Source organism: Trinickia sp. (assembly GCF_051954495.1).
Taxonomy (GTDB): Bacteria; Pseudomonadota; Gammaproteobacteria; order Burkholderiales; family Burkholderiaceae; genus Trinickia.
Genome location: NZ_JBQCHR010000172.1, coordinates 1 through 21,344 on the forward strand (window position 1 = coordinate 1; position 21,344 = coordinate 21,344).

Here is a 21,344-nt window from a genome sequence, read left to right on the forward strand (position 1 = left end):
GCTGGCCGGTGTGCTGGCGTGGGCGATTGCCCTGGCGCTGTTCTTCCCCATCGCCTGGGCGGCGGTGACCGCCTTCAAGACCGAGCAGGACGCCTATACGCCCACGCTGGTGTTCACGCCCACGCTCGCCAGCTTCCGCGAGGTGCTGGAGCGCGCGCATTACCCAAGCTTTCTCGGCAACTCGCTCGCGGTGTCGATCATCTCCTCGCTGCTCGCGCTGGCAATTGCCATTCCGGCTGGATATGCGATGGCGTTCTTCCCGAACAAGCGCACGCAGCAGGTGTTGCTGTGGATGCTGTCCACCAAGATGATGCCGGCCGTGGGCGTGCTGCTGCCGGTGTACCTGCTGGCGAAGACGGCGGGGCTGCTGGATTCCATCACCGCGCTCGTCATCGTCTACACGCTCGCCAACCTGCCGATTGCCGTGTGGATGGTCTTCACCTACTGCAACGACGTGCCGCGCGAGATTCTGGAAGCCGCGCGCATGGACGGCGCCAATCTCTGGCACGAACTCGTCTACGTGCTGCTGCCGACGATGTTGCCGGGCCTGGCCTCCACCGCGCTGCTCCTGCTGATCCTGTCGTGGAACGAAGCCTTCTGGAGCCTGAACCTGACGAGCATCGATGCCGCGCCGCTCACCGTTTTCATCGCGTCGTACTCCAACCCCGAGGGGCTGTTCTGGGCGAAGCTGTCTGCGGCCTCGGTTCTGGCCATTGCGCCGATCCTCGTGCTCGGTTGGCTGGCACAACGGCAACTCGTGCGCGGCCTGACGTTCGGGGCCGTGAAATGACGCCACATGCCAACGAATACGCCAACGCGCGCGCGCCCGCCTACCTGATCTGCGATTGCGACGGCGTGCTGATCGACAGCGAGGCCGTCGCAGCGGGCATGCTCGTGCGCGAACTGCAGGCGCGCTGGCCGCACGCCGAACTCGAGCCTATCGTCTTGCCGCTGCTCGGGCTGCGTATCGAGCGTGTGCTGGAGGCAAGCGCCGCGGCGCTCGGCGAGACGCTGGCGCCGGTGGATATGGATGCCATACGGCGCAGCGTGGAGGCCGCCGCGCAGCAGGCGCCGGTCGTCGCGGGCGTCGAAGCCGCGCTCGCCCAGATCGCGCTGATCAAAGCGTGCGCGAGCAACAGCTACACGGCGTATGTGTCGGCGGTTCTGGCCCGCACGGGGCTCGATCGCTTCTTCGGCGCACATGTGTTTTGCGCGGACCGCGTGCCGCGGCCGAAGCCTGCGCCCGACATCTACATTGCCGTGGCCGATGCGCTCGGCGTATCGAATGCGGCGTGCCTCGTCGTCGAGGACAGCGTGACGGGCGTTTCGGCGGCGAGCGCGGCGGGCATGACCGTGCTGGGTTTCGCGGGGGGCACGCATGCCGGGCATGTCGGCGCGGCGCACACCGATGCGCTCATGCAGGCGGGCGCGCAAGAGGTATTCGACGACATGCGTGCGTTGCCCGCGCTCGTCGAGCAATGGATGGCCGGCGGCGCGTTTGGCGCGCGCCCGGAAACGAATCGCAAAGGAGACGCATCATGGCAAGCTTGACCTTGCGTGGCATCGCCAAACGCTACGAGGAACACGAAGTATTGCGCAACGTGAACCTCGATATCGCCGATGGTGAATTCGTCGTGTTCGTCGGGCCGAGCGGATGCGGCAAGTCGACGCTATTGCGCATGATCGCGGGCCTCGAGGGCATCAGCGGAGGCGAACTCCTGATCGACGCGGCGCGCGTGAACGACGTGCCGCCCGCCAAGCGCGGCATTGCGATGGTGTTTCAGTCGTATGCGCTCTATCCGCACATGTCGCTATACGACAACATGGCGTTCGGGCTGAAGCTGGCGGGGGCGAAAAAGCCCGAGATCGACGAAGCGGTGCGCAACGCCGCCAAGATCTTGCACATCGATCATTTGCTCGACCGCAAGCCGAAGCAGCTTTCCGGTGGCCAACGCCAACGCGTGGCGATCGGGCGGGCCATCACGCGCAAGCCGAAAGTGTTCTTGTTCGACGAGCCGCTGTCGAACCTCGATGCGGCGTTGCGCGTGAAGATGCGGCTCGAATTTGCGCGGCTGCACGACGAACTGAAGACGACGATGATCTACGTGACGCACGATCAGGTCGAGGCGATGACGCTGGCCGACAAGATCGTCGTCATGTCGGCGGGCAACGTCGAACAAGTCGGTAGCCCCAACCGGCTCTATCATGCGCCGGCGAATCGGTTCGTCGCGGGGTTCATCGGTTCGCCGAAGATGAATTTTCTCGAGGGCGTCGTGGAACAGATTGCCGGCGACGGCGTGACGGTGCGTTATGCGACAGGCGAGGCTCAGCGCGTGGCGGTCGAGACGCGGGGGGCGGGCTCGTCGAGTGCTCGCGCGCTGCAATTGGGCGCGCGCGTGACCGTGGGCATCCGGCCCGAACATCTGCACGCAAGCGCGGCGGGCACGGCGGGCGGAGCGGCGGTGTACGGCGTGTCGGCGAACACGACGACCGTCGAATCGCTCGGGGACGCGGCGTATCTTTACGCCGAGGCTCAAGTGGCGCCGGATGGACTCATCGCGCGCATCCCGCCGCTCGAACGGCATCAAAGAGGCGAAACGCTCGTGCTGGGCGCCGAGCCGGAACACTGCCACCTGTTCGACGAAGACGGGCAGGCTTACGAACGCAAGATCGTCGAGGTGCTGTCGGCTGCTTGAGCGGAAGGGGGAGGGCGCGCCGCGTTTGCGGCGCTCCGTTCGCTCGCGCGCTAGGCGTGCCGGCGCTGATGCGCCAGCATATAGGCACGCAACAGCTTGTTGATGCGCGTCTGGTACCCCTGACCTTGCGCTTTGAACCAGTTCAGCACGTCGACATCGAGCCGCATCGTCACGGCTTGTTTCGGCGGCACGTGCAGTTCCGCGCGTGCAAAGAAGTCGTCACCGAGTTCGGGTATGTCGCTCGTGTCGATCTGATTATCGTCGAGTTTCTCCAGCCGTTTCCAGTCAGTTTTTGATGCCTTGCTCATATCGTTTCGCCTCGCGTTTGACGGCTTTCCGAGCCGAGACGATTCGTGTGACCGGACCTCTGCGCTCGACGTACACGACGACTGCCAGCGTCGCCCGCATCCAGCCTAGTGCAATCCACCGCTCTTCTCCGTAATCGTCCCGCTTGTCCAGCGTAACCAGCACTGGATGATTGAACACGTCGATCGCATCATTGAAATCGATCCCGTGCTTGAGAATGTTGATGCGATTCTTCTGCTCGTCCCACTCGAACTCCACAGATCACCTACCCGATATTGTATTGACGTTTGTACAGACGCGCTACCCCCATCGATCGATGCTTGAGTCTGGGGGAGCGTGCCGCGTCTCGTTGCGCATGAAAAAGGCAGGTCGCCACTATGCGGTAGCCTTGAAAGGCGGCGTTCAACTGACTGCTTTTTTCGGACGGAAGAACCGCGCCTCGGTGAGCAGAAACCTTGTCTGCATGTCGATTTCGCCCCGCCTCGTTCGTCGAGTAGGATCGAAGGGGCCGTCCCTTCTCCCTTGGAGCCAACTATGCCCACGAACACCGTCCGCCTTCACCGCGTCCTGCGCGCCACGCCCGAGCGCATCTACCGTGCATTCCTCGATGCGAGCGCGCTCGCGAAGTGGCTTCCGCCGAACGGCTTTACCGGCACCGTGCATGCGTTGCAGGCAGAAGTCGGCGGAAGCTATCGGATGTCTTTTACGAATTTCACGACCGGCGGCGGCCATTCGTTCGGGGGGGAATATCTCGAGCTGGTGCCGCACGAGCGCATTCGCTATACGGGCAAGTTCGACGATGCGAATTTGCCCGGCACGATGCAGACGACCGTGTCCCTACGTCAGACGCCCTTTGGGACGGAGTTGAACGTCGAGCAGGAAGGCATCCCTGAAATGATCCCGGTCGAAGCCTGCTACTTGGGATGGCAGGAGTCGCTCGCGTTGCTCAAGCTGCTCGTGGAAGCCGAAATCCCGCAATGAGCGGCGAGCGATGAAGCCTTGAGCCGTGCGGCGGGTGCGCCGCCAGCTGCCCGCCGCTTCACGCCGATATGGCGCCCGCGGCCGGGCAACCTCAGGCCGATACTTGCGGGTCGCGCGCCTTGGCGCGTTTGACGCCGCGCTCGTCAGCCTCGAGCGCCGCGCGTGCGCATGCTTCGTCGGTCACGAGGCCCGAAAGCCACCCGCCTTTGAGTACAGCCAGCACGGCGGCATGCTTGCGCTTGCCGCCCGCGAAACCGATCGTGGGCCGCTTGGGCGGCGAATCGAGCGTGACGCTCGTCACGCGCCGGCCCGTGGGCGATTCCACGCGCTTGCCGTCCGCGTCGATCGGCAAACCCAGCATCTCCGCCACGGCCCCGCGCTTGACGAGATCGGCGAGTTCGGCTGCGGTGATGAAGCCATCCACGTGCAATGGGCATTTCGGCCCGATATCGCCGATGCCCGTCAATGCCACGTCGGCTTGCGCCGTCAACGATTCGACGATGCGGTAAAGGCGGTGGTTGACCCACTGCGCGCGCTCGGCCTCGCTATCCGCGATCAAGGGCGCCGGCAGCAGAAAGTGCTTGCCGCCCGTTCGTTCAGAGATATGCAAGGCCACGTCGTACCGGTTCGACGAGCCGTCCTGCGCGATGGCGCCGACCATCGAGACGAGCCGATGCTGCGGCCGGTCGATCTGACTCAATTGATCGACGGCCGCCTTGAGCGTGCGGCCGCTGCTGACCGAAATGATCATCGGCTTCTCTTCGCTCAAGTAACGTTCCATCACCTGCGCGCCGGCAACGGCCAGCTTGCGGTCGATCGCTTCGGGGGTGTCGTCGTCGACGGGCACGACCTCGCACATCGATAGGCCATAGCGCGCCTTCAACTGTTCCGCGAGCGTCAGGCAATCGGCCAGACGATGCTCGATGCGCACGCGCACGAGATTCTTTTCGACGGCGAACGCCACGAGGCGCTGCGCCACGGGGCGCGATACCTGCAGCTTTTCGGCGATCTCGTTCTGCGTATTTCCCGCAACGTAGTAAAGCCAGGCCGCGCGCGTGGCCAGGTCGAGCTTTTCGTTGGATTTGGAGACGGCGGTAGACACAGCGGTAGCCACGGTGATGAACCCGGTTAGGTGCGATAAATGACGGTACGCGCGCGAGCGCGATACAGCATATCAGGCCAGCCGGGGGCGCGACGGTTCGAAAAGGGGCCGCACATGGCGGTACAGCTCGCGATAAGCGGCGAGCCGCATGCGCAATTGCGCGTGACGCTCGGCGTTCGGCGTGAATTGCGCGACAACGGGCGGCTTGGCGAGCACTTCCCGCGGATTGCCGCCGGCCGCGAGCCAGCCCAAGCGCGCCGCGCCGAGCGCGGCGCCTGTTTCGCCGCCGCCGTGCTGGCGCGTGGTGGTGGACAGCGCGTCGGCGAGCAATTGGGCCCAAAACGCGCTGCGCGCGCCGCCGCCGAGCAGCGAGAGCGCGCTCGGCGCCGTGCCGGCCGCGGCCAGCGCGTCGAGACCCTCGGTCAGCGCGAGCGTCACGCCTTCGAGCACGGCGTAACCGAGCAGCGCGCGGTCGGTCGCGTGCGTCATACCGAAGAAAACGCCTTGTGCGTACGGGTCGTTGTGCGGCGTGCGCTCGCCGGACAAATAAGGCAGGAAGATCGGCGCCGAATTGCACGCGTCGGGCGCGAGCGCCGCCGCTTCCGCGACCAGTGTCGGCTCGTCGGTGCCGGTTAGCTTGCACACCCAGCGCAGGCAACTCGCGGCCGAAAGCACGACGCTCATCTGGTGCCAGCGATCGGGAATCGCATGGCAGAACGCGTGGACGGCCGACGCCGGATTCGGCGAAAAACGGTCGCCGACCACACACAACACGCCCGACGTACCCAGCGAAACGAAGCCGTCGCCGGGCTCCGTTGCGCCGATGCCGATGGCGCTCGTTGCGTTGTCGCCGCCGCCGGCGGCGACGACGACTTCGCCCGACAGCCCCCACTCGCGCGCGACTTCCGGCCTGAGTACGCCGGACGGCTCGCTACCCTCCGCAAGCGACGGCATTTGCGCGCGGCGCATATCGCACGCCTCGAGCAATGCGTCCGACCAGTCGCGTCGCGCCACGTCGAGCCAAAGCGTGCCGGCGGCATCGGAGGGATCGGATACTTTGTCGCCCGTCATGCGCAGCCGCAAGTAGTCTTTCGGCAGCAGCACGCAAGCCGTGCGGCGAAAGAGTTCGGGCTCATGCCGCGCGACCCACAGCAGCTTGGGCGCGGTAAAGCCCGGCATCGCGAGGTTACCGGCGACTTCATGTAGCTGCGGCGCGCGCTGCGTGAGCTCGGCGCATTCCTCGTCGCTGCGCATGTCGTTCCAGAGGATGGCCGGGCGCAGCACGCGATCGGCCGAATCGAGCAGCACCGCGCCGTGCATTTGCCCGGACAGGCCGATGCCGCGCACCTGGGCGAACGCGTCGGGACACACGGCGCGCAGCTTCGCAATCGCTTCGCAGGTGCCGCGCCACCAGTCGGCGGGATCTTGCTCGGCCCAGCGCGGGTGCGGGCGCGACACGTGGAACGGCGAGCCGGCGGTGGCGAGCACGCGCGCGTCGGCGGACAGCAATAGAACTTTGACTTCCGACGTGCCTAGGTCGATGCCGAGGTACATGGCGGGCGGCCTCTTGGTCGATGCAGTAAGAGATGGAGCCGAAGAAGGGCAAAGCGCTACTTTAGCGCTTACTCCATGTCGTCGGTGTTTAGCCCGCGAGCGACGCTCTGGACGCGAGCCAGGCGTCGACGCGCGCGAGCGCCGCTTCGATGACGCGAGCAAGCCGAGCGTCCTGCGCCATATCGCCCCAGAGCGCTCGCGACGCGCAAAATTGCGCGAGCGGATCTGGCGCCGAGAACCATCCGCGAACAGTGGTTTCGTCCAGCAGGCCGTCCTGATACGTGTACGGCAGCCGACCCTGACGCCAGCGATCGAGAAAGCGGAAGAACAGCGCCGGCAACATCGCCGTCGCGTTCGGCTCCGCGTGGCGCGCAAAGCACTCGACGAGCGTCGGCGCGATGAAACCGGGGATCTTCGAAAACCCGTCGGCCGCCACGCGCTGATTCGTGTCTTGAATATACGGGTTGCTGAAGCGGTCGAGGACGACGTCGCGATAGCGCGCGAGATCGAGCGGGCTGGGCGTGAGGCACGGGATGACGTCTTGCGTCACGTAGTCGTGCGCCAAGCGGCGGACCTCGGCGTCGAGCGTCCCTTCGTGAATGAAGGTGTGGCCCACGAGCGTGCCGGCCCACGCGATGCAGCTATGGCTCGCGTTGAGAATGCGGATCTTGGCTTCCTCGTACGGCAGCACCGAGTCGACGAGTTCGGCGCCGACACGCTCCCAAGCGGGGCGGCCCGCTTTGAAGCGGTCTTCGATGACCCACTGGATGAACGCCTCGCCCATGACCGGGCAAGCGTCGGGTACGCCGGTGGCTTCGAGCACGCGCGCGCGCACTTCCTCGGGCGGGCGCGGCGTGATTCGGTCGACCATCGAGTTCGGGCATGCAGTGTTCTCGTCGAACCAATGGGCGAGCGCGGTTTCGCCGCGCGCGGCGAGAAAGGCGCGCATGCCGGCTTCGAAGCGTTCGCCGTTGCTGCGCAGGTTGTCGCAGCTTTGCAGCGTGACCGGGCCCGCGCCGTTCGCGCGCCGGGCTTCGAGTATCGCGGCCAATGCGCCGTAGATGGTCGTGCGCTCGCCCCCCAAATCGGCGGCCAGGTCCGGATTGGCCGTGTCCAGCCGGTCGTGTTCGTCGAGGTAATAGCCGCCCTCGGTCACCGTGAACGAGATGATTTTGCAGGCGGGATCGGCGCCGGCTTCGACGAGCGGCGCGAGGGTGGGCGACCACGGCAGCACGCGCGTGATCGAACGAATCGTCTCGTACGCGCGCTCGCCTTGGGGCGTGACCGTTTCGAGCGTATAGACGCCGTGCTGTTTCGCGAGCGCATCGAGCGTCGCGTTCATATCGCCGCGGATGTTGCCGACGGTGAGCGACCAGCGCGCTTCTCCGGGCGGCTTGGCCGCGGCCAGGCGATGCAGGTACCACGCTTGGTGAGCGCGATGGAAGGAGCCCGCGCCCAAGTGCAGGATCACGTTGGAGGCGCTAGTGCGCTTATCGACCATCCTTTGTCTCCTTGGTCCGCCGCGATGCCTCACGAGGGCCGCGGCCGGCGTTTCATTGAATATGCGTCGATCAATTGTTCATTGGTTGAGCGAATGATCGGATGCGGGCGAGCGAAAGTCAAGGCGCGCCGCAGCGAACCGGAAGGGGGCGAAAAAGGGGACCGTAGATTGGGGAGCGAACGGCGGCGCGGCGGCGCCGTTCGCGACAGGCTAGCGGCGGCGCAGCAAACTCGCGCCGTACACGAGCGCCGAGAGCGCGGTGATCCAGAAACTCGTCGGCCAATCGGTGTAAAAGGCGAGCGTGACGCCGAGCCATGCTTGCGCGAGCGCAAACAGCGCGGCCAGTCCGACGCCGGCTGCAAGTCGCGTCGAAAGGTTCTGCGCGGCCGCGGCGGGTCCGACCATCAACGTGAAAACGAGCAGCACGCCGACGATCTGCGTGCACGCCGCGACGGCCAAGGCGGCGATCGCAAGGAACAACATCGAGACGAGCCGCAGCGATACGCCCTTGGCTTCGGCCAATTCCGGCTGCAAGGTCGCAAACAGCAGCGGGCGCATGATCGCGCCCAGGGCGATGAGACTGGCCGCGCCGATCGCGGCGAGCACGACGAGCGTCGAATTGGTCACGCCGAGCACGTTGCCGAACAGCAGCGCGGTGACTTGGGTCGCGTAGGCGGTGAAGAAATGCAGGAACAGCAGGCCGCAGCCGAGCGCCAGCGAGAGCACCACGCCGATGGCGACATCGCGGCCCGCCAGCTTCTCGCCGAGCGCACCCATCGACAAGCCGGCCGCCAGCGTGAACCCGATCATCCCCCACAGCGGCGAAATACCGATGAGCACGGCGCCCGTCGCGCCCGTGAAGCCGACGTGCGAGAGCGCATGTCCGGCGAAGGTTTGGCCGCGCATCACCAGAAAGTAGCCGACGATGCCCGCGAGCACCGCGACGATCCCCGACGCCGCGAACGCGTTCACCATGAAGTCGTATTCAAACATCGTGCTTGTGTCCGTGTTCTGGCTCGTGGCGGTGCGCGTGGCCATGATCGTGGCCGTGCGAGTGATCGGCCGCGCCGTCTTCGTTCTCGTGCTCGTGATCGTGCTTTTCGACTTCCACGTCGCCCGACATCACGAAAATGCGCCCGTTCACGCGCATGACGTCGATCGGCGAACCGTAGAGCCGCGACAACACCGGCCGCGTGATGACTTCGTCGACGGTGCCGAGCGCCGCCGAACCGCTGCCCAGATACAGCACGCGATCGATCGCGTTGAGCAGCGGGTTCAACTCGTGCGCCGAGAACAGCACCGTGATCCCGAGTTCGCGCTGCACGCGCCGCACGAGTTCGACCACCACGCGTTGACGGTGCGGGTCCAGGCTGATGAGCGGCTCGTCGAGCAAGAGCAGCCGCGGCTTGCCGAGCAGGCACTGCGCGAGCAAGAGCCGCTGGCGCTCGCCGCCCGAAAGCTCGGAGAGCGGGCGTGCCGCGAGCGCGCGCGCGCCGACGAGCTCCAGCACACGCTCGACGTCCTCGCGCGTCGCGGCATCCGCGATCGGCAGCCCCCAGCGATGCCCGTCCGCCGCCATGGCCACGAAATCGCGCCCCAGCACGCGCCGGCTCGCAAGCGCGCTGCGTGTCTGCGGCATGTAGCCGATCGCGGGGTTGCCGCGCGCGACGTTGTCGCCGTCGATCCGAATCGCGCCCTGCGCAACGGGTATGAGGCCGAGGATGGCGCGCATGAGCGTGGTCTTGCCCGCGCCGTTGGGCCCTAGCACGCCGATGAATTCGCCCGGGGCGATGGCAAGGCTCGCGTTCTTCAGAATCGTCCGCCCGGCCAATTCGAGCGAGACGCGATCGAGTTCGAGCGCGGGAACCGGCCCGCGCTGCCGGTCCTCGGCAGACACCGCCTGCGACGTAGCGGGGCGATCGCTGTCGTCGTGCATCGTCAACGAGCCTCCAACGCGTTGGCGAGCGCGTCGAGCTGCCCGCTCATCCATTGTTGATAGGTTTTTCCGGCCGGCTGCGTTTCGGTCACGCTGATGGTCGGCACCCGAGTTTGCTTCGCGATCCCCATCATTCGCTCGGTCAGCTTGCTGACTGCCTGCGCGTTGTAGATCAGCGCCCGGACGCGTTTGCCGCGCAGATCCGCTTCGAATGCGGCGATGTCGGATGCGGCCGGTTCGGTGTCGTTCATGACGGAGAGCTGAAAACGCGCATTGCGCATGGTGAGGCCGATTGCATCGCATAGGTAGCCGGCGACGGGTTCGGTCGCGGTCACGGCCACGCCCGCGTATGACTGCCGCAATTGAGCGATGCGAGCTTCGAACGGGGCGAGCGATTGAATGAAGCGGGCAAGGTTGGCTTCGTATTGCGCGCGGTGAGCCGGGTCGGCGGCGACGAGCGCGGCGCTCACGGCTCTGGCGACGGCCGGCATGGTTTGCGGCTTGTACCAGAGATGAGGATTGTCGCCGGGCTTTGCGCCGACGAGACTCGCCGCGACGATCGCCGTGCGCTGGGCATTCGGCGAGGCCGCGAGCAGTTTCGCCATCCACGGGTCGTAATCGGCGCCGTTATAGACGACGAGCGCGGCGTGCTGCAGCGCGCGCGCAGTTTTCGGACTGGCTTCGAACAGGTGGGGGTCCTGATCGGGGTTGTTGAGGATACTCGTGACGTCGACGTTCTCGCCCCCCAGTTGCCGAACCACATCGCCGTAGAAGTTCTCGGCGGCGACGACGCTGATGCGGGCGGGGGCGGCCCACGCGGCGCCGCTCGGCGCGAGCATCGGCAAAGCGCACGCGCAAGCAAGCGCCGCGAAACGGGTGATCGCACGGCTGGCCCGGCGGATCGAATTCATTGCTTTGTTCTCCTTGGAATGTCGTTGCGCCATCAGCGTTGAGGACTCGGCGCGCGCTTGCCCTTGCATTCGCTGCACAGCCCGCTCAACTCGACGACCTGCTTGTGCACTTCGAACCCGTGCGCGGGCGGCGTCGAGGAAAGTTGCTCCGCCAACTGCTCGCCCGGGATTTCGAGCGTGTCGCCGCAGCGTTCGCAGATGAGGAATTGACTTTGATGCGGCTTGCCGATTTCGCAGCAGGCGACGAAGGCATTGCGCGATTCGATTCGATGGACGAAGCCGTGCTCGACGAGAAAGTCGAGCGCGCGATAGACGGTCGTGGGCGGCACGCGGCCGCGCTCGGGCTCGAGCGCGGCCAGCAAGTCATAGGCGCCGATCGGCTTGCCGGCGGCGGCGACGAGCGCATAGACCTGACGACGCAACTGCGTGAGCGCCAAACCGTGATCGGTGGCGTAGGCGTCGGCGCGCGCGAGACGCGCATTCAAAGGCGAGGTGTCGGCAGACATGGCATCGTCCGAGAAAAGTCACGGATGCGATGATATAACATATCTTTCTGTTTGGCTGTCGCCGAGCGCGAATGTTTTCGCGTGGAGGGGGAAGGAAGCTTATCGTTCCGTCCCCGCCTACGCGTTCACGGCGACGAAGAGGGCGACGGCGACCATGCATCCGCCGAACAAGTAGCCTTGCAGCTTGACCGATTTCTCGCTGCCGAACCGATCGGACATCAACTGCCCGCCATAGATCCATGGAAAGTGGCAAGCCACGCACAGCAGCGTAAACACGACCGCGATTTCCACGACCTGCCACGTGAGCGGAAGGTCGCGGCGCAAGAACTGCGAAAACAGCACGAAAATCATCGAATGGATTTTCGGGTTCAGAGACACGGAAAAGAACCCGTCAAAGACCGTCAACCGAGGCATCGCGGCCCGTTTGCCGGGCGCCGACGATTGGATGAAGCCGTAGGCCAGATAGAGCGTGTAGGCCACGCCGGCCCACTTGAGCGCCTGCGCCGCCGTCGGATAGTCATGCAGGACGCGACTGAGTCCGAGCCCGTACACCAAGCACCATACGAGGTTGGCCCCTTCGAAGCCGACCCAGAACGGCAGGGCGCCTTTCACCCCGAACTGTCCGCCTGCGGCGGCGAGAACCGTGTTGCCTGGGCCCGGGCTGATGATCATCGGCACCGAAAAACCCACGATCAGCATCCCCATCTCGAGTGAAATCATTCGTTCTCCTAGGTAGAGGCAAGTGGCGATGGCCCTCATTAGACGCACGTTCCCGTCACCGGCAAAGCGAGAGGTTTTCATGCGCTCGATAACGTGAGATTATCGAGCGCATGCGCCGCTTGCCCCCTCTGGGCGCGCTGCGGGCGTTCGAAGCCGCCGCGCGCCATTTGAACTTCACCCAGGCCGCCGCCGAACTCTTCGTGACGCAGGCGGCGATCAGTCATCAGGTTCGCCAGCTCGAACAATGGCTGGGGCTTCGCCTGTTCGAAAGGCGCGGGCATTCGCTGACGATGACCGAAAAGGGGCGGGCCTACCTAGCGGAAATCACGGAAGCGCTGGACCGGATCGCATCGGCCACGGCGCGGGTGAAGGACGGCTTCGACGGACCGCTGCGCATGACTGTTCTCCCGTCTTTCGCAACGTGCTGGCTGCTGCCGCGTCTCGAACTCTTTCAGGCGCAGCATCCCGATATCGAACTGAAGATGACCGTGTCGGCGCGGATGTGGGACGGCATCGACGATCGTTTCGATGTCGGCATTCGCTCGGGCCTCGGGCGTTGGCCTCACCTACAAGCGGATCTGATTGCACGAGAATCGCTGAGTCCCGTTTGTTCGCCGTCGGTCGCGGCCGGGCCGCCGCCGCTGCGCGAGCCTGCCGACTTGCGGCACGTACGCCTGCTGCACGACACGCCGCGCGACGGCTGGCGCATCTGGTGCAATGAGGCTCGTATCGCGGATGTCGAAGCACGCAGAGGCATGATGTTCGACGATGCGTCGCTCGCCTTGCAGGCGGCCATACAAGGGCAAGGCGTCGCGCTAGGCAGGCTGACGCTCGCCGAGCGCGACTTGCGCGAGGGCCGCTTGGTGCAGCCTTTCGATATCGCCGTGCCGAACGATTACAGCTACTGGCTCGTCTATCCGCCCGCGCAGGCCGAGCGTTCGGATGTCGCGGCGTTTCGCGCGTGGCTGCTGGCGCAGGCGGGGCGCTCGCCCGCCGGGCGCACGCGCAAGCAAGCGCCTGGCGGTACGGCGCCGCGCTGAAGCCGTGCCGGCGCTACAACACGGTCCTGACGTGCCAAAGCTCCGGAAACAGCACGACATCGAGCATCTTGCGCAGATACGGCGCGCCGCTCGTGCCCCCCGTACCTTGCTTGTAGCCGATGATGCGCTCCACCGTCGTGACGTGCCTGAAGCGCCATTGACGAAACGCGTCTTCGAGATCCACGAGCTCTTCTGCCATCTCGTAGAGTTCCCAGTGCTCGGACGGGTTGCGATACACCGCCAGCCAAGCGGCTTCCACCGATGCGTCGTAGACGGTCGGCGCTGTAAAGTCGCGCTCGAGCCGCTCGGGTGCGATGGCGAAACCGCGCCGCGCCAGCAACCGCACGACTTCGTCGTAGAACGAGGGCGCCTCCAACGTCGCCTTGACCTGGGCGAGTACGTCCGGCCGGTGCGCGTGCGGCTTGAGCATCTGCGCGTTCTTGTTGCCGAGCACGAACTCGATCTGCCGATACTGATACGACTGGAAGCCCGACGATGCGCCGAGATACGGACGCATCGCCGTGTATTCCGACGGCGTCATGGTGGCGAGCACGTTCCACGCTTGCACGAGCTGCTCCATGATGCGCGATACGCGGGCGAGCATCTTGAAGGCGGGCGGCAGCTCGTCGCGCCGCACGCAATCGAGCGCCGCGCGCAGCTCGTACAGCGCCAGCTTCATCCACAGCTCGCTCGTCTGATGCTGAACGATGAACAGCATCTCATTGTGATCGGGCGAGCGCGGATGCTGAGCATGGAGAATCGAATCGAGCGATAGGTAGTCGCCGTAGCTCATCGATTTCGAAAAATCGAGCTGAGCGTCGTGCCATCCCGCATCGCCCTGCGGCACGTGAGGCGCTCCTTTCTCCGCGAATTCGTTCGCGGCCTGCTCGTCGCCATGCCCGAACGGGCAGCCGCGTGCGATCTGCGGCGCGCTCTGGGGCGCGTCGGGCATCTCCGGTAGACGCATATGTTCGGTCATTTAGGACTCCTTCGTTTTATCACGTGACGGAATGGCGGGCCGCGAATTCGGGCGCGCGCCAAGCTTCGGTGGCGAGGACGTCGCGCAGGGTTTCGACTGCGTCCCATACATCGACGAAACGCGTGTAAAGCGGCGTGAAGCCGAATCGCAGCACGCGCGGCTCGCGGTAGTCGCCGATCACGCCGCGTGCGATCAGCGCCTGCATCACCTCATAGCCGTGCGGATGCTCGATGCTCACGTGCGAGCCGCGCTGCGCGTGCGCGCGCGGCGTGACGAGCGTCAGAGGCTGACCCGCGCAGCGCGTTTGCACGAGATCGATGAATGCATCGGTGAGCGCGAGCGACTTGCGCCGAATCGTCTGCATGTCGGTTTCGAGGAAGACATCGAGACCGGCCTCCACGAGCGACATGGAGACGATCGGCTGTGTGCCGCAGAGAAAGCGGCCGATGCCTTGGCCGGGGGTATAGCGCGGATTCATCTCGAACGGCGCGCGGTGTCCCCACCAGCCCGACAAGGGTTGGGCGAGCGCGTCCTGATGGCGCTTGGCGACCCATGCGAACGCCGGCGAACCGGGGCCGCCGTTCAGGTACTTATAGGTGCAGCCCACGGCGAAATCGGCGTGCACGCCGTTCAAATCGACCGGCACGGCGCCGGCCGAATGCGCGAGATCCCAAAGCGCGAGCGCGCCCGCGCGGTGGATGATCTGCGTGAGCGCGGCCATGTCGTGCATGTAGCCTGTCCGGTAGTTCACGTGCGTGATCATCGCGACGGCGGTGTCCTCGCCGATTGCATCGGGCAGTTCGGCCGGATCGTCGACGAGGCGCAGGCTGTACCCGCGATCGAGCTGCTCGATGAGGCCCTGCGCGATGTAAAGATCGGTCGGGAAGTTCGCGCGTTCGGACACGATCACGCGGCGCTTGGAATCGTGCTGGTAGGCCATCCGCAGCGCGGCCGAGAGCAGCTTGAACAGATTGACCGAAATCGTGTCGGTGACGACGACTTCATCGGCCGCCGCGCCGATGAGCGGCGCGAGCTTATCGCCAAGGCGGCGCGGCAGCGCGAACCAGCCCGCCGCATTCCAGCTGCGAATGAGCCCTTCGGTCCATTCGTTCGCGATGACCGATTGCGCGCGAGCGGCCGCGGCAATGGGCGGCACGCCGAGCGAATTGCCGTCGAGATAGATGACGCCGGGCGCAAGCGCGAAGCGTTCGCGTAGCGGGGCAAGGGAATCTTCGCGGTCGAGCGCGATTGCATCGGCACGGGTTTTCATCGGATGTGTGGGCAAGGGTGAGATCGGTGAAATCGGTGAAATCGGGGAATCTAGAATCGAAAGCGTCCTCGCGCCTCAGCTCGACGCCGCAGCCGCGTGGCTTTTCCGCAAGACGGCTCGCACCGGGCTCGCATCGAGCGTCATGAGCTTGAGCGGCAGCGCGATGAGTTCGTAATCGCCGGGCGGTACGGCGTCGAGCACGAGACCTTCGAGAATCGCCATGCGGTGTGCGCGCACGCGTCCGTGCGCATCCATGGTCTTCGATTCCTGCGGGTCGAGCGAAGGTGTGTCGATGCCGATCAGCGCGACGCCGCGCGCCGCGAGAAAGTCGATGGTTTCAGCGGCGACGGCGCAAAACGTGCTGTCCCACCGGGTGAGGGGCGCGCGCTCGTAAGTGCGCAGCAATACGCGTGGGGGAAGCCGCTCGGCATGGGGGGCGATATGCTCGGGCAAGACGAGCGGCGCCGCGCCGATGCAATGCACGACGCGGCAAGGGCCCAAATAGGGCGCGAGGGGCACAGCGCCGATGGCTGAACCCTGAGCGTCGTAATGCAGCGGCGCGTCGGCGTGCGCGCCCGTGTGCGGCGAACAGGTCAGCCGCGCAACGTTGACGGGCGAGCCCGCTTCCATGCGCCAGATGCGCTCGATGCCGACGGGCGTGTCGCCGGGCCACACGGGCGTGGCCGCGTCGATGGGCGGCGAAATGTCCCAGATCGTCTCCTGCATGTCCCCTCTCTGATCGGAAAGCGTGTGTCGATGATAGGCAACATCGAACGCAAAGTGCTTGCAAAATGATCTCCACTAACTGACCGGACTAGAACATAATTCGAGATAAACCTAAAAAGGGGGCCAAAAATGAATGCGATCTCGCTCGACGCCACCGATTGCCGCATCCTGAGCGTCCTGCAAAACGAAGGGCGGATCAGCAATCTCGATCTCGCCGACCGCATTTCGCTGTCGCCGTCGGCGTGTTTGCGCCGGTTAAGGCTGCTGGAAGAACAAGGGGTGATCGAGCGCTATCGGGCGTGCTTGAACCGGGACGCGCTCGGCTTCGAGCTCGAAGCTTTCGTCCAGGTTTCAATGCGCAACGATCAGGAAAATTGGCACGAGCGGTTCGCGCAAGCGGTGCGGGGATGGCCCGAGGTGGTGGGCGCGTTCGTCATCACGGGGGAGAGCCACTACCTGCTGCACGTGCTCGCACACAACCTCAAGCACTACTCGGACTTCGTGCTCAGCAAGCTCTATAAAGCGCCTGGGGTCATGGACATCCGGTCGAACATCGTGCTGCAGACACTGAAGGAAGATTCGGGCGTGCCGGTTACCCTGCAAGATGGGCAACGTTGACGCGTGTCGGAAGAATCGCAAAATCACGCCGTGTGATGGGTGATTTCGTCCTAGATCGTCGCGCCGAGCGCGCCCGCCGCCACTTTCGGCCTACCTTGACCTTTTCCTTGAATCTGGCAAAGGAGGTAAGCAATGAAGTGGAAAGAGGCGGCTGTCGTGCTTTTGGACCCTGCGGATGAGATCATCAGGAATGCGGCCTACGCATGGCGGGAGCGTTACGGCATTCCTATCGAGCGGAGCTTTTCCTTCCGCTATCCCAAGGGCGGCCCGCTGGCGGGGCAGGTTCCACTGGGATTTCAGCCGCTCGATCCAGGTTCGCTGTCGTTTTGCGATCTTGGGACGAAACTCATCGTGGTTAGCCATGGGCTCACGGACGGACTGGCGGTGCACCGCACCGTGTTGGGCGCCCGAGAGGCGGCCAAACTCCTAGGCGCCTGCGGGCTCGAGCAGGTCGGCCTACTGGCGTTCAAAGGGTGCCTGATCGGAAAAGCGTCCTTTCTCGATCGGCTCCTCGCTCACCTGTCGGCTAGAAACATCGGAGTCGGCTGGCTCATCGGCTACAAAGACGTGTCTCGCACGCAAACCCTCCTCATGGATTCACCGGAGACGGGGCTGCGTACTTACGGATACGAGGCCATCGGCACGCTCGATTTGCTCACTCGCACCGCCACGAGCAAGCTGCCCGACGAGGATCGCGTCAAGATCGTCAAGGGCAACCGGTTCGCATTGCCGCTCACCGGGCGCAGCCGGCGCTATGGCGTATGCGGGACATGGGTTTGATCGCGTCTGTCGCTGGGCGCGGGCTGGGGGCGCCGCGCCGCGCGACGGTCAGAGCGGCTTGACGCCGTGGAATGCGCCGCCATGAAAAATGAGCGGCGCAATGTCGTCGGCGTTCGGATGCACGCCGCAGCGCTCGACTTCGCCCACGAAGATTACGTGATCGCCCTCTTCATAGCGGCTGCGATTGTGGCATTCGAACCAGGCCAGCGCGTCGTCGAGCACGGGCATCCCCGAATCGCCGGCCGCGTGGGAAACACCCGCGAAACGATCTCCCTTGACCGTCGCGAAGCGCTTGCATAGATCGAGCTGCGACGCGGCGAGCACGTTCACGACGTAATGGCTGTTCGTCTGAAACACGGGCATCGAGGCCGACTTCGTCGCGAGGCTCCACAGCACGAGCGGCGGCGCGAGCGAGACCGAGTTGAACGAGCTGGCCGTGATTCCGATGAGCTGCCCCGACGGTGCGCGCGTGGTGATGACCGTCACGCCCGTGGCGAATTGACCCAGCGCACGCCGGAACGCGGCGCCGTCGAAGTTTGGGGGGCTCGCGCGCTTCATGGTGCGCCGGCTCCGTCGAGCGGTTCGGCGGCCGCGTGCACCGCAAGCCGGAACGCCGGCGAAAAAGAGAGGTTCAAAGTCGAAATATCGTTGCGTGAATCGGCGTTTAAGCCAGGATTTTAATTGAATCGGTCGACCTTGCCGTAGAAGCCCATTCGTCTTGGGGGACGAGTCGAGCGCCCTCATCATTCACATGTTGGCCCAAAACGCACTAAGCTTGTCTCTCTGAGTGCAGCGCGCGCGCCTCGCGCGCTGCACGGTACCGTGCTTGAAACAGGAGAACGAAAGCCATGAGTCAGACGAGCGAAACCGCCACGCTGGGCGGCGGCTGTTTCTGGTGCCTTGAAGCCGTCTATGCCGATGTGGAGGGCGTGACGAGCGTCGAGTCGGGCTATGCGGGCGGCGCGCTCCAGCGCCCGACGTACGAGCAGGTGTGCGACGGCGGGACCGGTCACGCCGAGGTGGTCAAGGTCGAATTCGACCCGACTCGGATCAGCTACCACGAAATTCTGCAGATTTTTTTCTCGATCCACGATCCGACGCAGGTCAACCGCCAAGGCAACGACGTAGGCGACCAGTACCGGTCGGTGGTCTTCACGCACGACGATCATCAACGCGATGTGGCGCTGGCAGCCATTCGCGAGCTCGAGCGCGACAATGTGTACGACGCGCCCATCGTCACGCAGGTGATGCCGCTGGAGGGCAACTACTGGCCCGCCGAAGCCTATCATCAGCGGTATTTCGCCCAACATCCCGAACAAGGCTATTGCGCGTTCGTCGTCGCGCCGAAGGTGGCGAAATTTCGCGCGAAGTTCGCCAGCTGGATGCGGCCCGGCGCGTAGACCCGTCGCGGGCTGCCGCGCGCATCGCTTTGGCCGCGCATCGGCCCGCCCATCGGCCCGCGCGCCTGCCGGGCCTTCCTTCCGCCGGCTATGACAGCCCTCGTCAGGCGAGCCGCGCCGCCGAGTCGTCCCGCGTCGGCGTCTCTTCGCTCAGCCGCGCGTAGGCCGCTGCAATCTCGCGCGCGAGTGCGATGCACGTGAGCGGCGCCGATCCTTCGGCCTTATTGTTCGTGACGATCAGCACCGGCTGTCCGGCGATCGCATAGCGGGCGGCCAATTCGGCGAGCGCCGCGCGCGTGGCCGGGTCTTCGTCGACGAGGCGGTTGAACGGCTCGTACTTCGCTTTCGCTTGTTCATACTTGAAGCCGCTGTGCAGGCTCCACCGTACGATGAGCGGCCCGCAGGGCGCTTCGCCGTCGAGCAGCGCGAGCGCGGCCGCTTGGCGCAGCGGATCGGGCATGCGTGCATGAAGCCCCACGCAGTAGCGAACGCCCCGCTCGCGCAGCATGCGGATCAGCCGCGGCGTGAGCAGGCAGGCGTCTCGGATTTCGAGCGCATAGCACGGAGCCTGGGCGTCGCCCCCAGGCGGCGCCAGCGAGGACAGCGGCGGCAATGCGTCGAAAAACGCGCCGAGGCGCTCGACCAGGGCGACCGGATCGGCCAAGACCCGGTCGGGCAGCGGCGAAAACTGAAAGACGAGGGCCCCCGCCTTTGCCCCGAGCCCTTCCAGGCACGGCGTGACGAATTCGTCGGTCGCGAGTCGCGCGTCGAGAAAGCAGGGGTTCTCGGCAATCGGTTCGCCGCGTTCGGCGCGAAGCGTGGCATCGGTCACCGAGGCCGGCGCCTTGACGATGAATCGGAAGTGATCGGGCACCTGCTGGGCGTAACGCAGGTAGTCGGCGACCGAGAGCGGCGCATAGAACGAGCGGTCGATGCTGACGGTGCGCAGCAGCGGATGCGCGCCGTAGGCGTTCAGGCCGTCCCGCGCGAGTTTCGAGTCGCTGTAAGCCTCGCCGTAGACGATGCCTTCCCAACCCGGAAACGACCACGAGGAGGTGCCGACCCGCACCAGCGGCGGCAACGCTTGCGCGGCGTCGAGCACGTCGGCGGACGGCGGCGCGGCAAGCACGGCGCGGCCGCGGCGGCCGCGCGCAACGGGGGCCGCGTTGCTCGGCGCACCCGTGGAGGCGGGCGCCGCGTCTTGCGGACTGGGGCCGGACGATGCAGCCGGCTCGAAGGAGCCGCCATCTTCATCGCCGAACAAATCGAATTGCGTGTCTTCTTCGCTGGCTGCCATCGACTCTCGACTGACGGGGCCCGAGCGTCGGGCCCCGTGCGGACTATGCGCTAAGCGGCCGATCGTACATGTACCGGCGCGACCATGGCAACGTCCGCGCGCTGCGGCCGGCTTTGCGGCAGACCACTTGGAAGATGGAGACGTCGTCGTTTTCGAACGCGTAGGCGCAGCCGGCCAGGTAGACGCGCCAAATGCGGAATTTTTCGTCGTCCACGAGCGTTTTCAGCTTATCGGCGTGCGCTTCGAAATTTTCGGTCCAGATTTCAAGCGTGTGCGCGTAATGACGCCGTAAGCTTTCCACGTCGAGCGCTTCCAGCCCGCCGCGCTGCATCGATTCGAGGGCGAGGCTGATGTGCGGCAGTTCGCCGTCCGGAAAAACATATCGGTCGATGAATTCGCCGCCGCCCAGCGCGGTCTCGCCGCTGTCGTAGTCGCTCGACGTGATGCCGTGGTTCATGGCGATGCCGTCGTCGACGAGCAGGTCGTGAATCTTTCGGAAATACGTCGGCAGATTCTTGCGGCCCACGTGCTCGAACATCCCCACGCTCGTGATGCGGTCGAACTGGCCTTCGATGTCCCGATAGTCTTGCAGCCGGATTTCAATCCGATCGGACAGGCCGGCCGCCTTCACGCGTTCGGTGGCCAGATCGTACTGATTCTGCGACAGCGTGACGCCGAGGCATTTCGCTCCGAACTTGCTGGCCGCGCGCAGCACGAGCGCGCCCCAGCCGCAGCCGATGTCGAGCAGACGCTGGCCCGGTTGCACCTGAATCTTCGTGAGGATGTGGTCGATCTTCTTGATCTGCGCGGTGGCGAGATCTTCGTCGCCGTTCTCGAAGTACGCGCACGAGTACACCATGTTCTCGTCGAGCCACAGCTGGCTCGCGAACCAGCGACCCGACTGGGAGTCGTAGAAGCAGCGAGGATCTCCCTGCACGGAGAAGCTCCCGTCATTGGCGGCACCGAAGATCTCGGGCGTCTTGAACAGGCTCTCGACCGGTGCCGCCTGCGTCCCGCCGGC

At 65.2% G+C, this 21,344-nt stretch carries 24 protein-coding genes; 8 read left to right on the plus strand and 16 right to left on the minus strand.

The features are described from left to right. The first annotated feature begins 1 nt into the window (after position 1). The 3 genes from ACTHNR_RS24165 to ACTHNR_RS24175 are packed head-to-tail and all read left to right on the plus strand — an operon-like array spanning position 2 to position 2,696. Positions 2–790 (plus strand): carbohydrate ABC transporter permease, encoded by a 789-nt coding sequence (locus ACTHNR_RS24165; RefSeq protein WP_440550907.1) that lies wholly within the window; start codon positions 2–4, stop codon positions 788–790. Further along, the gene (locus ACTHNR_RS24170; RefSeq protein ID WP_440550909.1) at positions 787–1,551 is read left to right on the plus strand and encodes an HAD family hydrolase; all 765 of its coding nucleotides are present in this window, start codon (positions 787–789) and stop codon (positions 1,549–1,551) included. Before ACTHNR_RS24165 ends, ACTHNR_RS24170 begins: the two co-directional genes overlap by 4 nt. After that, positions 1,539–2,696, plus strand: a complete 1,158-nt coding sequence (locus tag ACTHNR_RS24175) for an ABC transporter ATP-binding protein (protein ID WP_440550911.1) — start codon at positions 1,539–1,541, stop codon at positions 2,694–2,696. Before ACTHNR_RS24170 ends, ACTHNR_RS24175 begins: the two co-directional genes overlap by 13 nt. A 50-nt stretch (positions 2,697–2,746) precedes the next feature. Here ACTHNR_RS24175 and ACTHNR_RS24180 read toward each other — a convergent pair whose 3' ends face one another. Together ACTHNR_RS24180 and ACTHNR_RS24185 are read right to left on the minus strand one after the other, a co-directional pair. Beyond that, on the minus strand, positions 2,747–3,004 hold the full coding sequence (locus tag ACTHNR_RS24180) for a BrnA antitoxin family protein (protein ID WP_440550913.1): 258 nt from the start codon (positions 3,002–3,004) through the stop codon (positions 2,747–2,749). Continuing rightward, positions 2,982–3,260: a BrnT family toxin gene (locus tag ACTHNR_RS24185; protein ID WP_440550914.1), complete on the minus strand. Its 279-nt coding sequence runs from the start codon at positions 3,258–3,260 to the stop codon at positions 2,982–2,984. The genes ACTHNR_RS24180 and ACTHNR_RS24185 overlap by 23 nt, the downstream gene beginning before the upstream one ends. A 276-nt stretch (positions 3,261–3,536) precedes the next feature. Here ACTHNR_RS24185 and ACTHNR_RS24190 point away from each other — a divergent pair, with 276 nt between their 5' ends. Beyond that, on the plus strand, positions 3,537–3,983 hold the full coding sequence (locus tag ACTHNR_RS24190; RefSeq protein WP_440550916.1) for an SRPBCC family protein: 447 nt from the start codon (positions 3,537–3,539) through the stop codon (positions 3,981–3,983). Between the two features lie 91 nt (positions 3,984–4,074). Here the strand turns inward: ACTHNR_RS24190 and ACTHNR_RS24195 are convergent, their stop codons facing one another. The 8 genes from ACTHNR_RS24195 to ACTHNR_RS24230 all read right to left on the minus strand — a co-directional run bounded on the left by ACTHNR_RS24195 (position 4,075) and on the right by ACTHNR_RS24230 (position 12,213). Next, entirely contained in the window at positions 4,075–5,085 is a 1,011-nt protein-coding gene (locus tag ACTHNR_RS24195) for a sugar-binding transcriptional regulator (RefSeq protein WP_440550918.1), read from the minus strand. 72 nt (positions 5,086–5,157) lie between these two features. Beyond that, on the minus strand, positions 5,158–6,639 hold the full coding sequence (xylB, locus tag ACTHNR_RS24200) for a xylulokinase (RefSeq protein WP_440550919.1): 1,482 nt from the start codon (positions 6,637–6,639) through the stop codon (positions 5,158–5,160). Positions 6,640–6,727: 88 nt separating this feature from the next. Next, entirely contained in the window at positions 6,728–8,140 is a 1,413-nt protein-coding gene (dalD, locus tag ACTHNR_RS24205) for a D-arabinitol 4-dehydrogenase (RefSeq protein WP_440550920.1), read from the minus strand. Between the two features lie 210 nt (positions 8,141–8,350). Then, a complete protein-coding gene (locus tag ACTHNR_RS24210) occupies positions 8,351–9,133 on the minus strand; it encodes a metal ABC transporter permease (protein ID WP_440550922.1) in 783 nt (260 codons plus the stop codon). Continuing rightward, entirely contained in the window at positions 9,126–10,076 is a 951-nt protein-coding gene (locus ACTHNR_RS24215; protein WP_440550924.1) for an ATP-binding cassette domain-containing protein, read from the minus strand. Before ACTHNR_RS24215 ends, ACTHNR_RS24210 begins: the two co-directional genes overlap by 8 nt. A 2-nt stretch (positions 10,077–10,078) precedes the next feature. Continuing rightward, a complete protein-coding gene (locus tag ACTHNR_RS24220; RefSeq protein WP_440550943.1) occupies positions 10,079–10,915 on the minus strand; it encodes a metal ABC transporter solute-binding protein, Zn/Mn family in 837 nt (278 codons plus the stop codon). A 104-nt stretch (positions 10,916–11,019) separates the two neighbouring features. After that, the gene (locus ACTHNR_RS24225; RefSeq protein ID WP_440550925.1) at positions 11,020–11,493 is read right to left on the minus strand and encodes a Fur family transcriptional regulator; all 474 of its coding nucleotides are present in this window, start codon (positions 11,491–11,493) and stop codon (positions 11,020–11,022) included. Between the two features lie 117 nt (positions 11,494–11,610). Further along, entirely contained in the window at positions 11,611–12,213 is a 603-nt protein-coding gene (locus ACTHNR_RS24230; protein WP_440550927.1) for a LysE family translocator, read from the minus strand. A gap of 110 nt (positions 12,214–12,323) precedes the next feature. On the opposite strand from ACTHNR_RS24230, the gene ACTHNR_RS24235 reads away from it, so the two are divergent. Beyond that, complete coding sequence (locus ACTHNR_RS24235) at positions 12,324–13,253, plus strand: transcriptional regulator GcvA (RefSeq protein WP_440550929.1); 930 nt, start codon at positions 12,324–12,326, stop codon at positions 13,251–13,253. Positions 13,254–13,266: 13 nt separating this feature from the next. Here ACTHNR_RS24235 and kynA read toward each other — a convergent pair whose 3' ends face one another. The 3 genes from kynA to kynB all read right to left on the minus strand — a co-directional run bounded on the left by kynA (position 13,267) and on the right by kynB (position 16,228). After that, positions 13,267–14,232: a tryptophan 2,3-dioxygenase gene (gene kynA, locus ACTHNR_RS24240; RefSeq protein ID WP_440550931.1), complete on the minus strand. Its 966-nt coding sequence runs from the start codon at positions 14,230–14,232 to the stop codon at positions 13,267–13,269. Between the two features lie 19 nt (positions 14,233–14,251). Then, on the minus strand, positions 14,252–15,502 hold the full coding sequence (gene kynU, locus ACTHNR_RS24245; RefSeq protein ID WP_440550945.1) for a kynureninase: 1,251 nt from the start codon (positions 15,500–15,502) through the stop codon (positions 14,252–14,254). 75 nt (positions 15,503–15,577) lie between these two features. Continuing rightward, a complete protein-coding gene (kynB, locus tag ACTHNR_RS24250; RefSeq protein WP_440550932.1) occupies positions 15,578–16,228 on the minus strand; it encodes an arylformamidase in 651 nt (216 codons plus the stop codon). Positions 16,229–16,357: 129 nt separating this feature from the next. Between kynB and ACTHNR_RS24255 the strand changes: the two genes are divergently transcribed. Continuing rightward, a complete protein-coding gene (locus tag ACTHNR_RS24255; protein ID WP_440550934.1) occupies positions 16,358–16,846 on the plus strand; it encodes an Lrp/AsnC family transcriptional regulator in 489 nt (162 codons plus the stop codon). Between the two features lie 132 nt (positions 16,847–16,978). Further along, on the plus strand, positions 16,979–17,626 hold the full coding sequence (locus ACTHNR_RS24260; RefSeq protein WP_440550935.1) for a hypothetical protein: 648 nt from the start codon (positions 16,979–16,981) through the stop codon (positions 17,624–17,626). Between the two features lie 48 nt (positions 17,627–17,674). Here ACTHNR_RS24260 and ACTHNR_RS24265 read toward each other — a convergent pair whose 3' ends face one another. Further along, positions 17,675–18,184: a flavin reductase family protein gene (locus tag ACTHNR_RS24265; RefSeq protein ID WP_440550937.1), complete on the minus strand. Its 510-nt coding sequence runs from the start codon at positions 18,182–18,184 to the stop codon at positions 17,675–17,677. A gap of 290 nt (positions 18,185–18,474) precedes the next feature. Here ACTHNR_RS24265 and msrA point away from each other — a divergent pair, with 290 nt between their 5' ends. Beyond that, positions 18,475–19,026 carry a peptide-methionine (S)-S-oxide reductase MsrA gene (gene msrA, locus ACTHNR_RS24270; protein WP_440550938.1) on the plus strand — a complete coding sequence of 184 codons (552 nt, stop codon included), beginning with the start codon at positions 18,475–18,477 and terminating at the stop codon, positions 19,024–19,026. A gap of 103 nt (positions 19,027–19,129) precedes the next feature. Here msrA and ACTHNR_RS24275 read toward each other — a convergent pair whose 3' ends face one another. Next, positions 19,130–20,323 (minus strand): DUF72 domain-containing protein, encoded by a 1,194-nt coding sequence (locus ACTHNR_RS24275; RefSeq protein ID WP_440550940.1) that lies wholly within the window; start codon positions 20,321–20,323, stop codon positions 19,130–19,132. A 43-nt stretch (positions 20,324–20,366) separates the two neighbouring features. Next, positions 20,367–21,344, minus strand: a 978-nt coding sequence (locus tag ACTHNR_RS24280; protein ID WP_440550941.1) for a class I SAM-dependent methyltransferase, incomplete at its 5' end; no start/stop codon positions are given.

Bases quoted from the DNA above. Each gene is read 5' to 3' on its own strand.
- ACTHNR_RS24255 (WP_440550934.1), top strand. From the start codon at position 16,358: ATGAATGCGATCTCGCTCGACGCCACCGATTGCCGCATCCTGAGCGTC.
- ACTHNR_RS24170 (WP_440550909.1), top strand. From the start codon at position 787: ATGACGCCACATGCCAACGAATACGCCAACGCGCGCGCGCCCGCCTAC.
- ACTHNR_RS24265 (WP_440550937.1), bottom strand. From the start codon at position 18,184: ATGAAGCGCGCGAGCCCCCCAAACTTCGACGGCGCCGCGTTCCGGCGT.
- kynU (WP_440550945.1), bottom strand. From the start codon at position 15,502: ATGAAAACCCGTGCCGATGCAATCGCGCTCGACCGCGAAGATTCCCTT.
- msrA (WP_440550938.1), top strand. From the start codon at position 18,475: ATGAGTCAGACGAGCGAAACCGCCACGCTGGGCGGCGGCTGTTTCTGG.
- ACTHNR_RS24220 (WP_440550943.1), bottom strand. From the start codon at position 10,915: ATGCTCGCGCCGAGCGGCGCCGCGTGGGCCGCCCCCGCCCGCATCAGC.
- ACTHNR_RS24230 (WP_440550927.1), bottom strand. From the start codon at position 12,213: ATGATTTCACTCGAGATGGGGATGCTGATCGTGGGTTTTTCGGTGCCG.
- ACTHNR_RS24260 (WP_440550935.1), top strand. From the start codon at position 16,979: ATGAAGTGGAAAGAGGCGGCTGTCGTGCTTTTGGACCCTGCGGATGAG.
- ACTHNR_RS24235 (WP_440550929.1), top strand. From the start codon at position 12,324: ATGCGCCGCTTGCCCCCTCTGGGCGCGCTGCGGGCGTTCGAAGCCGCC.
- ACTHNR_RS24190 (WP_440550916.1), top strand. From the start codon at position 3,537: ATGCCCACGAACACCGTCCGCCTTCACCGCGTCCTGCGCGCCACGCCC.
- ACTHNR_RS24180 (WP_440550913.1), bottom strand. From the start codon at position 3,004: ATGAGCAAGGCATCAAAAACTGACTGGAAACGGCTGGAGAAACTCGAC.
- kynA (WP_440550931.1), bottom strand. From the start codon at position 14,232: ATGACCGAACATATGCGTCTACCGGAGATGCCCGACGCGCCCCAGAGC.
- dalD (WP_440550920.1), bottom strand. From the start codon at position 8,140: ATGGTCGATAAGCGCACTAGCGCCTCCAACGTGATCCTGCACTTGGGC.
- xylB (WP_440550919.1), bottom strand. From the start codon at position 6,639: ATGTACCTCGGCATCGACCTAGGCACGTCGGAAGTCAAAGTTCTATTG.
- ACTHNR_RS24215 (WP_440550924.1), bottom strand. From the start codon at position 10,076: ATGCACGACGACAGCGATCGCCCCGCTACGTCGCAGGCGGTGTCTGCC.
- ACTHNR_RS24210 (WP_440550922.1), bottom strand. From the start codon at position 9,133: ATGTTTGAATACGACTTCATGGTGAACGCGTTCGCGGCGTCGGGGATC.
- ACTHNR_RS24225 (WP_440550925.1), bottom strand. From the start codon at position 11,493: ATGTCTGCCGACACCTCGCCTTTGAATGCGCGTCTCGCGCGCGCCGAC.
- kynB (WP_440550932.1), bottom strand. From the start codon at position 16,228: ATGCAGGAGACGATCTGGGACATTTCGCCGCCCATCGACGCGGCCACG.
- ACTHNR_RS24175 (WP_440550911.1), top strand. From the start codon at position 1,539: ATGGCAAGCTTGACCTTGCGTGGCATCGCCAAACGCTACGAGGAACAC.
- ACTHNR_RS24275 (WP_440550940.1), bottom strand. From the start codon at position 20,323: ATGGCAGCCAGCGAAGAAGACACGCAATTCGATTTGTTCGGCGATGAA.